We start from the raw sequence: 11616 nt of genomic DNA on the forward strand, positions 1-11616 counted from the left end.
GTCCTGGACACGACGGTGAAGCCACCCTCCACGACGTACGGGTAGATGACGAGCAGCTGCTCGACGCCCTTGATGTTCTTCACCACGACCTCGCCGGTGGTGACGAGGTTGTTGAGGAGCTCGCCGAGCTCGACCTCGTTGTCCTCGATGAAGGTGCGCAGCTGGGTGGCGGTGGCGCTGCCGTTGTCGATCACCGAGCGGAGGTCCTTGTCGGACCCGGCCAGGGAGGTGGAGAACGTGCTGAGGTCGCGGGCGAAGGAGCGCAGGGCGCTCTCGGAGTCGACCTGGCCGTTGAGGACGACGTTGCCGTCGCGGATCAGCTTGGTGGTGACCTCGAAGTTGGCGTCCGCGGCGTCGATGAAGGCGGTGCCGGAGTCGATGATCGTCTGGAGGTCCTCCCCCGCCCCCGCGAAGGCCTCGCCGAACTCGGTGGTGACGGTCTGCAGGTCCTGCTCGTCGACGCTGCGCACGGTCTCGGACAGGTGCGTCAGCAGGGTGTCGGTCTGGATCGGGGTGCGGGTGCGGTCGAGGGCGATCTGCGACTGGTCCTCGAGGTAGGGACCGTCATCGACCTGCGGCTGCAGCTCGACGTACTGCTCGCCCACCGCGGAGCGGTTGCCGACCAGCGCCAGGCTGTCGGCGGGGATGCGGTCCTGCTCCTGGTCGATGTCGAGGTGGATGTCCACGCCCTGGTCGGTGAGCACCATCTCGGACACCTCGCCGATGCGGACCCCCCGGTAGGACACCTCGGCGCCCGCGAACGCGCCGCCGGAGTCCGCGAAGTGCGCGACCACCGTGTAGGTGTCGTCGACGAACACGCGGTCGAGGCGGGCGTAGCGCGCCCCGACGTAGGTCACGCCGAGCAGGGTGATGATCGCGAAGACCACCAGCTGCATCCTGGTTCGAGCGGTGATCATCGCAGCACCATCCCGGGGACGAGCAGGCTCACCAGAGCCGGGTCGTAGTGGTCCATCAGCTGTCCGTACGTCGGTCCGTGCGGCGTCCGCTCCTGGGTGCCGGCCCGGCCGAGCCCGGGCACGGTCGGCAGCCCCGGCACGGTGGGCACGCTGGGCACCGGCACCGGGACGCCCGGGATCGTGGTCGTCTCGGTGGGCAGCGGAAGGTTGGGCACCTGGTTGAGCTCGCGGCAGACGTCCTTGTCCTTGTTGGCGTCCTTGCGGCACTCCTCCTGCAGCTTCAGCAGGTCGGTGGGCGTGGCCAGGACCCGCTGGCAGGCGGGGCTCGTCAGGTCGCCGCTGGCCAGGCAGTCCAGGACGTTGTTGACGATCACGGTCGGATCGATCTGCGAGGGCAGGTTGGTGGGCAGCGTGGGSAGCCCGGTGGTGCCCTGCGAGAGGTCGACCTCGAGCGTGATGGAGAGGTTGGTGTAGTCGCCCATGTGCAGGTTGCGCGCCACCTGCGGGTCCCGGCCGACGACCTCGTCGACGAACGGGTAGGTGAGGAACACGTGGAACGCGTTGGTGAAGTCGTCCCCCGACGCCGCGAGCTGGGTCAGCACCGGGTCGAGCGCCTCCAGCGAGTCGATGGTGGCCTCCTTGGACGCGCGGATGACCTTGACGCCGACCGCGCTCAGGTCCTCGAGCGAGCGGAGCATCGCCACCAGGTCCTCGCGCTGGCGGTCGATGGAGTCGAGGGCGCTGGGCAGCTCGTCCAGGGCGGCGTCGATGGTCGGCTGCTCCTTGCGGATCCCGAGGGCCAGCCGGTTGAGCTTCTCGATGGCGTCGACGATGTCGCCCTTGTTGTCGTCGAGCTGGGCCATGAAGTCGCGGATCTGGCGCAGCACCGACCGGGCCGTGCCCTCCCGGCCCTCGAGGGCGAGGTTGAGCTCCTGCGTGATGGTCTTGAGCTGGGCCACGCCTCCCCCGTTGAGGAGCAGGCTCAGCGCGCCGAGCACCTCCTCGACCTCCGGGTTGCGCCCGGTGCGCTCGAGCGGGATCTCGTCGCCGCTCTCGAGCGGGTCGTCGCTGGAACCGGCCTCCGGGGCCTTGAGCGAGACGAACTTCTCGCCGAGCAGGCTGGTCTGGCGGATCTCCGCCACCGCGTTGTCGGGCAGCGCGACGTCGCGGCGCATCTCCAGCTCGACCACGGCTGTGTAGCCGTCGAGGGACACGTCGGTCACCTGACCGACGGTGACGTCGTTGACCTTGACGGTCGACTTCGGCACCAGGTCGAGCACGTCGGCGAAGTGGACCCGCACGGTCATCGGGTCGGAGCCGACGTCGGGACCGCCGGGCAGCGGCAGCTCGTAGACGTCGAAGTCGCACGCCGAGAGGGCCAGCGCGGCCACGAAGACCATCACGACGGCCTTGACGCGGTTCATCGCGACACCTCCACGAGACCACCGAGGGTCGGGTCGAACCGCTGGTCCGGGCGGGCCGGCACCGGTCCCTTCGGGAGCGCACCCGTCCGGGGCAGCACCTGCTTGATGGTGTCGCACACGCCGTCGGCGCCCTTGACCTGGCTGGTGAGCCCGCACAGGTACGTCGCGGGGTCGGCCGTCACCTGGTTGAGGAGCTCGCCGAGGTTGGCGCGGGTGTCGAGAGTCCCGGCCTGCGGGTTGTAGGTCAGCGCCAGGTTGTTGAGCGCCAGCGGGCCCACCGCGAGGATCTCGTCGAGCGCGTCACGCTGCTTGACCAGGACCTTGGAGACCCGGTTGAGGCCGGAGATGTTGCGGCCCAGGACCTCACGGTTCTCCTTGACGAAGGACGACACCTCGGTGAGTGCCACCGACAGGTTGCGCAGGGAGGCCGAGAGCTCCTCCTTCTCGCCCTCCAGGAGACCGGAGACGTCGGCGAGCGACTGGTTGAAGCGGCGTACGGTCCGGTCGTTCTCGGCGAGGGTGCTGACGAACTTGCCGAGCTTCTCGGCGCTGCCGAACAGCTCCTCCTTGTTGTTGTCCAAGGTGGCCGTCAGCTTCGCGACGTTGCCCAGGGTGGAGCGCAGGTTGGCCCCCTGGCCGTCGAAGTTGTCGGCCGTGACGGCGAGCAGGTCCGACAGCGCGCCGTTGCGGTTGGCGCCGCTGGGTCCGAGYGCGACGTTGAGGGTGTCCAGGCTCTCGTAGATCTGGTCGAGCTCGATCGGGACGGCGGCCCGCTCGACGGGGAGCTCGACGTTGTCGGCCATCACCTCCCCACCCGTGTAGACGGGGGTGATCTGGATGAAGCGGTCGCCGACGATCGAGGGCGCGACGATGGCCGCCTTCGCGTCGGCCGGCAGCTCGACCTCGCTGTCGTAGGTCATCGTCACCACCACGTCGGTGCCCGAGGGCTCCACGGTCTCGACGCTGCCGATCGGCACGCCGAGGACGCGCACCTCGCTCCCCTCGTAGATCGAGATGGCGCGCGGGAAGTGGGCCACCACGCGCTTGGAGTCGGAACCGGTGAACATCGTGATGGCCGCGGCGGCCACCAGGGCGAGGACCACGAGCGGGACGGCGAACTTGCGGACGAGTTCCATGATCAGCCCACCTGCGGTGCCGGAGGCAGGTTCTGGATGTAGGTGTCGAACCACGGTCCGGTGCCGAGCGTGCTGGCGAAGACCCGGTAGAACGGCGCCATCAGCCGCAGGCTGTTGTCGAGGTTGTCCTCGTTCTTGTTGAGCACGGCGACGACGTTCTCCAGGTGCGTCAGGGCGGGTGCGAGGTCGTCCCGGCTCTGCCGGACGAGCAGGGTCAGCTCGCGCGACAGGGTGGAGGTCGACTCCAGCAGGTCGTGGATCGCCTGCTTGCGGCCCACGAGCGCACGGAACAGCACGTCCGCGTCGCGCATCAGGGCGACGATGTCGTCGTCACGCTCGTCGAGCACGCCGGACACCCGGTCGAGGTTGACCAGCAGCTCGTTGATCTGCTGGTCCTTGGCCGCGACGTTGGCCGAGAGCCGGGTGACGCCGTCGAGGGCGGAGCGGAACTCGTCGGGAGTGTTGCGGGTGAGGTCGGCCAGGGTGGTGAGCGCCCCGGCGAGCTGGTCGGTGTCGATGCGGTCCGTGGTGTCTGCGAGGCCCTCGAACGCGTCCACGACGTCGTACGGCGAGGACGTGCGCTCGACGGGGATCGTCGAGCCCTCCTCCAGCTGGCCGCCACCGACCGGCTCGAGGGACAGGTACATGGCGCCGAGCAGCGTCTTGACCTTGATGGCGGCCCGGGTGTCGGGACCGAAGGCCTCCCCGCTGTCGACCTTGAACGTCGCCACCACCAGGCCGTCGTCGAGCGCCACCTGGTCGACCTTGCCGACCCGGACACCGGCGATGCGGACCTCGTCACCCTTCTTGAGGCCGCCGGACTCGGTGAAGGCCGCACGGTAGGTGTCCCCACCGCCGATCAGCGGCAGGTCGTCGGCTCGCAGCGCCGCGGTGAGCAGCAGCCCGAGGGCGACGAGGCTGACGAACCCGATGATCACGGGGTTGCGCTCGCGGAAAGGTTTCATCCGAGATCACACCGATCGGAGCCCGGCTGGTAGGAGACCGGGACGTTGAGGTTGCCGGGGAGCTTGATGCGGCCCTGGAACTCGCACAGGTAGAAGTTGAACCACGAGCCGTAGATCGCGGTGCGGCCGACCTTCTCGAGCTTGATGGGCAGGACCTGGAGCGCCCGGTCGAGCTCGGCCTTGTTCGCATCGATGTTGCCGGCGACGGTACGCAGCTCCTTGATGTCCTTGACGAAGGGCCTGCGGATGCCGGACAGCAGGTCGGACGTCTCCACGGACAGGTCGGAGATCTCGTCGAGGGAGCCGAGGATGGYCTGCCGGTCGTCCTTGAGCCCGCCGATCAGCGTGCGGAAGGAGACGATGAGGCGGGACAGCTGCTCGTCGCGATCRCCGATGTGGGCCAGCACCTGGTTGAGGTTCTCGATGAGGTCGCTGATCACCTCGTCGCGGTCGGCGAGCGTCGACGTCACCGACGCCGTGTGCTGCAGCAGCCCCTCGAGGGTGCCGCTCTCGCCCTGGAACACCTGGACGATCTCGTACGACAGCTTGTTGATGTCGGTGGGCGACAGCGCCTGGAACAGGGGCTTGAAGCCGTTGAACAGCACCGTGAGGTCCAGCGCCGGCTGGGTGCGGTCGACCGGGATCGTGGCGTCGGCGGGCAGCCGCCCCGTGTCGCCGATCTCCTGGGTCAACGCGACGTAGCGCTGGCCGACGAGGTTGCGGTACTTGATGGTGGCGAACGTGGCTCCCGTGACGGCGGTGTCCTCATCGACGGTGAAGGTCACCAGCGCGCGGGTGCGGTCCTCGATCTCGATGTCCTCCACGACGCCGACCTTCACCCCGGCGACGCGGATGTCGTCGCCCTTGACGACGCCGGTCGCGTTGACGAACACCGCCTTGTAGCTGCGGGTCTCGCCGAAGGTCAGGTTGCCGATGGTGACCACGAGCACGGCGGTGGCCAGCGTCGTCACGAGGATGAAGATCATCAGCTTGGTGAGGTCGATGGAGGTCCGGGCGTCGAGCAGCGGCATCAGCGGGCCTCCCCGAGCGTCACGGTGGCGCCTCGCGCCATGGGTCCGACGAGCAGCACGCCGAGGTCAGGAACGTCCTCGGCGCCGGTGCCGATCGAGGCACCGAGCAGCCCCTTCAGCAGCGCGGCCTCGTCCCGGCCCCCCGTGTAGCCGTCGCCGCCGGCCCAGCCGGTGGCGCTGCGGGAGACACCCTTGCCGGTCGGCTCGTCGACGCCGTCGACGAAGTCGGGCTGGCCGTCGAACGGGTTGGCCTGGTCCCCCGGGGGGCTGGGCAGGGAGCCGCAGTGGGGGCCGCGCGTCTCGCCGTACACCGGGGCGTCCTGGGGGCCGTAGCCGCGGGGCTGGTTGGGCAGGGTCTCCAGGACGATGTGCAGGGTGAACCCGCGGAACGCCTCGGCCTGGAGGTCCCCGGCCTTCACGATCCCCTCGAGCAGGCAGGGGTACTCGGGCGCGTACTTCGCGAGCAGCTGCAGCTGGGTGCGCCCCAGGTCCCCGAGCCGGACCAGGTTGTCGCCGTTGGTGTCGAGGAAGCGCTCGGTGGTCGCGGAGAAGCGTCCGATGTCCTTGAAGAGCGCGTTGAGCTTGTCCTCGCGGCCCTCCAGGGTCTGGGTCGTGGTGATCGTGTTGCGCAGGATGGTGGCGACCTCGGGCAGCACGTCGGCGTAGATGTCGGAGACCTTCGCGGTCAGCCGCAGGTCCTCGACCAGCGCCGGGATCTCGGGGTTGAAGCGCTTGAGGTAGCCGTCGACGACCTCGAGGTTCTCGCCGAGCTGGTCGCCGCGGCCCTCGAGGGCGGTGGCGATGGCGTTGAGGGTCATGTTGATCTCGGCGGGCTGCACGGCGCGCAGCAGCGGGTAGAGGTCGGAGAGCACCTGCTCGACCTCGGTGGAGACCTCCGTGCGCTGGATCGTCGCGTCGGCGGCGATGCTCCGGTCGGAGGGCTGCTCGGGCACGACGAGCGACACGTACTTCTCGCCGAAGAGGGTCTTGGGGACGATCGAGCCGGTCACGTTGGCCGGGATCTGCCCGCGCTCGTCGGGGTAGAGGCCCAGCGTCAGGCTGGCGCCGTCGGTGTCGGCGTCGATGGCGATCACCTCGCCGACCTGGACGCCGCGGATCTTGACGTCGGCGCGCATGGGCAGCTGGAGCCCGATCTTCGACGTCTGGAGGGTCACCTCGTCGTAGTCGGTGAACTTCTTGGTGAAGACGCCGTAGGCCAGCCAGACACTGGTGAGGATCAGGCACAGGAAGACCACGCCGAGCACCTTGTGGTTGCCGGTGAGGGCGCGCAGGGGATTCATCCGCGCCTCACCCCGCCAGTCTCACGGTCGTGGTGGTGCCCCAGATGGCCATCGACAGGAAGAGGTCGATGACGTTGACGGCCACGATGCTGGTGCGGACGGCGCGGCCCACGGCGACGCCCACCCCGGCCGGGCCGCCCGACGCGGTGTAGCCGTGGTAGCAGTGGATGAGGATCACCGTCACCGCGAAGACCAGCACCTTGCCGAAGGACCAGAGCACGTCGCCCGGCGGCAGGAACGCGTTGAAGTAGTGGTCGTAGGTCCCGGTCGACTGGCCGTAGAACATCGTCACGACGAGCCGGCTGGCGAAGTACGACGACAGCAGGCCCACGACGTACAGGGGCACGATGGCGATGAGGCCACCGACGACCCGGGTGGCCACCAGGAAGGGCATCGAGGGGATGGCCATCACCTCGAGGGCGTCGACCTCCTCGGAGATCCGCATCGCGCCGAGCTGGGCGGTGAAGCCACAGCCGACGGTCGCCGCCAGGGCGATGCCGGCGACCAGCGGGGCGATCTCACGGGTGTTGAAGTAGGCGGACACGAAGCCGGAGAAGGCAGCGGTGCCGAGCTGGTTGAGCGCCGCGTAGCCCGACAGGCCGACCTGGGCGCCGGTGAAGAACGTCATGCCCAGGATGACCCCGACGGTGCCGCCGATGACGGCCAGGGCACCGGACCCGAGGGTGACCTCGGCGAGGATCCGCAGGATCTCCCTGGGGTAGCGCGTGACCGACCGGGGGATGRCCTTGATCACCCCGATGTGGAACGCGAGCTGCCCGCCGAGGTCGTCCAACGACCTGAGCGGGGTGCGGTAGATGCTCCTGAGATCAGCCATGGTCATCCCGTCTTCGGGGGCACGACCTGGAGGTAGATCATGCTCAGGACGAAGTTGGCCACGAAGAGCAGCAGGAACGTGATGACGACGGACTCGTTGACCGCGTCGCCCACGCCCTTGGGACCGCCGCCGGCGTTCATGCCCTTGTACGACGCGACGACGGCGGCGATGAGGCCGAAGACGAGGGCCTTGAAGAGCCCGATCCACAGGTCGGGCAGCTGGGCGAGGGCGGTGAAGCTGGCGACGTACGCACCCGGGGTGCCGTCCTGGAGGACGACGTTGAAGACGTAGCCGCCGGCCACGCCGACGACGCTGACCATGCCGTTGAGGAAGACCGCGACGAGCATGCAGGCGAGCACGCGGGGCACGACCAGGCGATGGATMGGATCGATGCCGAGCACCATCATCGCGTCGAGCTCCTCGCGGATCTTGCGCGCGCCGAGGTCGGCGGCGATCGCCGAGCCGCCGGCCCCCGCGATCAGGAGGGCGGTGCCGATCGGTGCGGCCTGCTGGATGACCGCCAGCACCGACGCGGAGCCGGTGAACGACTGGGCACCGAACTGCTTGATCAGCCCACCGACCTGGAGCGCGATGACGGCACCGAAGGGGATGGCGACCAGGGCGGTCGGCACGATGGTGACCGAGGCGATGAACCACGCCTGCTGGATGAACTCGCGCAGCTGGAAGGGACGCCGGACGGTCGCGCGACCGACGTCGAGGGCGAAGGCGAAGAGCTTGCCCGCGGCGCCGATCGGGGCGAGGGCCCGGGATGCGGTGAGGGTCGACACGGCGCGATCAGGCCCCCGGAGCCAGGCCGGCGTTGGTGCTCTCGAACGACCCGGGAGGCGGCGTCACGCCGTTCTCGCGGCACCATTCCCCCGGCGGGCGCTGGTGGCGGCGCGGGATGCCGCTCGACGGCTCGAGCTGGAGCGGGATCGGCGGCAGCGGCGGCATCTCGAGGTCCTTCTCGGCGGCCAGCTCGTCGGCGTCCTTCTCCTCGGACATGCCGATCGGTCCGACGGTCTGGGCGTTGAGGAACTGGCGCACGACCGGCTCCTCGGAGCTCAGCAGCATCTCGCGCGGGCCGAACATGGCCAGGTGCTTGTGGTAGAGCAGGCCGATGTTGTCCGGAACCGTCCGGGTGCTGTTGATGTCGTGGGTGACGATGAGGAAGGTCGCGTCGATCTGCGCGTTGAGGTCGATGAAGAGCTGGTTGATGAACGAGGTGCGGACCGGGTCGAGTCCGGAGTCCGGCTCGTCGATGAGCAGGATCTCGGGGTCCAGCACCAGGGCCCGGGCCAGGCCGGCCCGCTTGCGCATGCCGCCGGAGATCTCGCCGGGCAGCTTGTCCTCGGCGCCGACGAGGCCGACGAGGTCCATCTTCTCCATCACGATGGTGCGGACCTCGGACTCGGTCTTCTTCGTGTGCTCGCGCAGCGGGAAGGCGACGTTGTCGTAGAGGTTCATCGAGCCGAACATGGCGCCGTCCTGGAACAGCACGCCGAAGAGCTTGCGGATCTCGTAGAGGTCCTTCTCCGAGCAGCTCGCGATGTCGGTGCCCTCGATCAGGATCGAGCCGCGGTCGGGCTTGATCAGCCCGATCAGGGTCTTGAGGAAGACCGACTTGCCGGTGCCGGAGGGGCCGAGCATGACCGAGACCTCGCCGGCGGGGATCGACAGGCTGACATCGCCCCAGATGAGCTGCTTGCCGAATGCCTTCGTGAGGCCGTCGACCTTGATCTCAACGCCCATGTCGCAGCCTCCCTCTGAGCCTCGCGTCGCACGGCGGGGGCCGTGCAGAGCGACTCCGCGTCGCTCCCGACGGGGGGACCAACGCGGACGTCGCCGCGAGGTTACGCGGGAATCGCCCCCGCGTCACGAGACGTACGCAGCGTGTCACTCGCCGTGACGGCTCCGGGCCTACCCGAAGGTAACTCCGAAGCGCGCTCAGCCCGCCCGGCGCCGCCGGATCTCGGCGTTGATGGCCGGCACCACCTCGTGGAGGTCCCCGATCACCGCGTGGGTCGCCTTGGTGACCATCGGCGCGTCGGGGTCGGTGTTGATGGCCAGGATCGCCTTGGCGCTGCTGCAGCCGGCCCAGTGCTGGATGGCGCCGCTGATGCCGCAGGGGATGTAGAGGTCGGGCGAGATCCGGCTGCCCGTCTGGCCCACCTGCTCGTGGTGCGGACGCYAGCCCAGGGAGGTGACGACCCGCGACACGCCGAGCGGTGCGTCGAGCAGGGCGGCCAGCTCGAGGAGGTCGTCGAAGCCGCCCTCGCCGCCGGCGCCGCGACCCGCGCCGACCACGACCCTGGCGGACGTGAGGCCGCCGGACAGGTCGGGGGCGGGCTCCTCGGTGGACACGACGCGGGCGACGAGGTCGGCCTCGGCCACCTCCGGGGCGTGCTCGGTGAGCGTGGCGTCACCCGGGGACGGGGCAGCGACGGCCTCGACGGCGTGGCCCGCGACGGTGAAGACGGTCGGGCGCCCCGAGAGCTGCATCTCCTCCAGCGCCTGGCCGCCCACGACCTGCCGGGTGACCACGAAGGGCGACAGCCCCCCGAAGGACAGCACGTTGGCGGCCATCGACACCCCGGCCCGCGCGGACAGGTGGGCCAGGACCTCCCCGCCGCGCGGCGTGCCGGCGGCTGTCACCACGACCGAGCGGGTGCTCGCGAGGACCGTCTCGATGCCGGAGGCCCACGCCGCTCCGGAGAACGCCTCGAAGGCGGGGCCGGTCAGGGCGTGGACGCCGCGCACGCCGTACGCCGCGAGCTGCGCCTGCAGCGCGGGTGACACGTCGCCGACGACCACCGCGTCGACGGGGACCCCGCCGCCGGCCTCGGAGAGCGAGCGGGCGAGGGTGAGGGTCTCCAGGGACACCTCGACGGCGTCGCCCCCGAGGTCCTTCTCCACCAGGACCAGGATCATCGGGTCAGCACCCCCAGCTGCTCGAGCAGGTCGACCACGGCGGGTGCTGCGTCGGGCCCCTTGCCCAGCACCGTGACGTCGCTGGGAGCCGCCGGCGGCAGCGACCAGCGCACCCGGGAGGGACCGCTCGGCGTCCCGGCGAGCTGGCGCTCCTCGACCGGCACCTTCTTGGCCCTCATCCGGCCCGGCACCGTCGGGTAGCGCGGCTCGATGCCGCCCTCGAGGACCGTGACGACCGCCGGCAGTGGGACCCGGTAGGTCTCGTGGCCGTCGGGCCCGTCGCCGCTCGCCGTGACCACCCCGTCCTGGACCGAGACGCGGGTGACCCCGTTGACGACCGGACGGCCGAGCTCGTAGGCCAGCCGGATGCCCACCTGGAAGTCGCCGGTGTCGGCGGCGTCGTGACCGAGCAGCACCAGGTCGTGCGCCTGCCCCGCCGCCTCGTGGTCGCGCACGACGGCGGCGATCTCGCGGGCCACGTCGGCGGGACCGAGCCGCTGGCTGTCGGCCACGACGTGCGTGGCGGAGGTGCAGCCGACCGCGAGCGCGGCGCGGACCTGCTCGATCGCGTCGGTGTCACCGAGGGTCAGCACCGCGGCCTCTCCCCCGGTGGCGGCCGCCGCCTGCACCGCGAGCTCGACGGCGCACTGCTCGTGCGCGCTCATCGTGAAGCCGGCGAACCGGCCGTCGACCGCCTGCCCGTCCTCGGTCAGCACGATCTCGCTGGTGGAGTCGGGCACTCGCTTGACGCACACCAGGAAGCCGGTCATCAGCGGATCCGGTCGTTGCTCGGGTCCAGGAGCGGGGTCGCGTCCACGGAGCCGACGGTGACGGGGTAGAGCTCCTCCATGTACGACACGGCCAACCGGGTGCCGATCACGGCCTGCTCGGGTGGCAGGTAGGCCATCAGCACGTGGGTGCCGAGCGAGGGTGCGGAGCCGGCCGAGGTGACGTAGGGGTGGTGGCCGTGGCCGTCGGTGAGCACCTCGCCGTCACGGCCCAGGATCGGCTCGCCGCCGAGCATGTACCGCTTCACGCCGCTCGCCGAGGTGTGGTCGTCGACGGTGAGCATGCAC

12 protein-coding genes are annotated in these 11616 nt (G+C 70.0%); all 12 read right to left on the reverse strand.

Features of this window, described 5'->3' with window-relative positions; all coding sequences use genetic code 11:
• Positions 1-917 (reverse strand): MCE family protein (locus ACXJKL_RS04995; protein ID WP_457205954.1); only part of this gene is annotated, 917 nt, incomplete at its 3' end.
• On the reverse strand, positions 914-2341 hold the full coding sequence (locus ACXJKL_RS05000) for an MCE family protein (protein ID WP_457205955.1): 1428 nt from the start codon (positions 2339-2341) through the stop codon (positions 914-916). The genes ACXJKL_RS05000 and ACXJKL_RS04995, both read right to left, overlap by 4 nt.
• A complete protein-coding gene (locus ACXJKL_RS05005) occupies positions 2338-3477 on the reverse strand; it encodes an MCE family protein (RefSeq protein WP_457205956.1) in 1140 nt (379 codons plus the stop codon). The genes ACXJKL_RS05000 and ACXJKL_RS05005 overlap by 4 nt, the downstream gene beginning before the upstream one ends.
• A 2-nt stretch (positions 3478-3479) precedes the next feature.
• Positions 3480-4442, reverse strand: coding sequence for an MCE family protein (locus ACXJKL_RS05010; RefSeq protein WP_457205957.1), 963 nt, complete (start codon positions 4440-4442; stop codon positions 3480-3482).
• Positions 4439-5473, reverse strand: a complete 1035-nt coding sequence (locus ACXJKL_RS05015) for an MCE family protein (protein ID WP_457205958.1) — start codon at positions 5471-5473, stop codon at positions 4439-4441. Before ACXJKL_RS05015 ends, ACXJKL_RS05010 begins: the two co-directional genes overlap by 4 nt.
• Positions 5473-6774, reverse strand: a complete 1302-nt coding sequence (locus tag ACXJKL_RS05020; protein ID WP_457205959.1) for an MCE family protein — start codon at positions 6772-6774, stop codon at positions 5473-5475. Before ACXJKL_RS05020 ends, ACXJKL_RS05015 begins: the two co-directional genes overlap by 1 nt.
• 7 nt (positions 6775-6781) lie before the next feature.
• The gene (locus tag ACXJKL_RS05025; RefSeq protein WP_457205960.1) at positions 6782-7609 is read right to left on the reverse strand and encodes an MlaE family ABC transporter permease; all 828 of its coding nucleotides are present in this window, start codon (positions 7607-7609) and stop codon (positions 6782-6784) included.
• Between the two features lie 2 nt (positions 7610-7611).
• The gene (locus ACXJKL_RS05030; protein ID WP_457205961.1) at positions 7612-8397 is read right to left on the reverse strand and encodes an MlaE family ABC transporter permease; all 786 of its coding nucleotides are present in this window, start codon (positions 8395-8397) and stop codon (positions 7612-7614) included.
• Between the two features lie 7 nt (positions 8398-8404).
• On the reverse strand, positions 8405-9361 hold the full coding sequence (locus ACXJKL_RS05035) for an ABC transporter ATP-binding protein (protein ID WP_457205962.1): 957 nt from the start codon (positions 9359-9361) through the stop codon (positions 8405-8407).
• Positions 9362-9556: 195 nt separating this feature from the next.
• Complete coding sequence (locus ACXJKL_RS05040; RefSeq protein WP_457205963.1) at positions 9557-10540, reverse strand: electron transfer flavoprotein subunit alpha/FixB family protein; 984 nt, start codon at positions 10538-10540, stop codon at positions 9557-9559.
• Positions 10537-11310 carry an electron transfer flavoprotein subunit beta/FixA family protein gene (locus ACXJKL_RS05045; protein WP_457205964.1) on the reverse strand — a complete coding sequence of 258 codons (774 nt, stop codon included), beginning with the start codon at positions 11308-11310 and terminating at the stop codon, positions 10537-10539. The genes ACXJKL_RS05040 and ACXJKL_RS05045 overlap by 4 nt, the downstream gene beginning before the upstream one ends.
• The coding region (locus tag ACXJKL_RS05050; RefSeq protein WP_457205965.1) for a glycine cleavage T C-terminal barrel domain-containing protein at positions 11310-11616 on the reverse strand (307 nt) is incomplete at its 5' end. The genes ACXJKL_RS05050 and ACXJKL_RS05045, both read right to left, overlap by 1 nt.

Source organism: Nocardioides sp. P5_C9_2 (genome assembly GCF_054049555.1).

What these genes read in the sequence shown, in the direction of transcription:
- ACXJKL_RS05010 (WP_457205957.1), bottom strand. Translation starts at nt 4,442, where the DNA reads ATGAAACCTTTCCGCGAGCGCAACCCCGTGATCATCGGGTTCGTCAGC.
- ACXJKL_RS05045 (WP_457205964.1), bottom strand. Translation starts at nt 11,310, where the DNA reads ATGACCGGCTTCCTGGTGTGCGTCAAGCGAGTGCCCGACTCCACCAGC.
- ACXJKL_RS05020 (WP_457205959.1), bottom strand. Translation starts at nt 6,774, where the DNA reads ATGAATCCCCTGCGCGCCCTCACCGGCAACCACAAGGTGCTCGGCGTG.
- ACXJKL_RS05035 (WP_457205962.1), bottom strand. Translation starts at nt 9,361, where the DNA reads ATGGGCGTTGAGATCAAGGTCGACGGCCTCACGAAGGCATTCGGCAAG.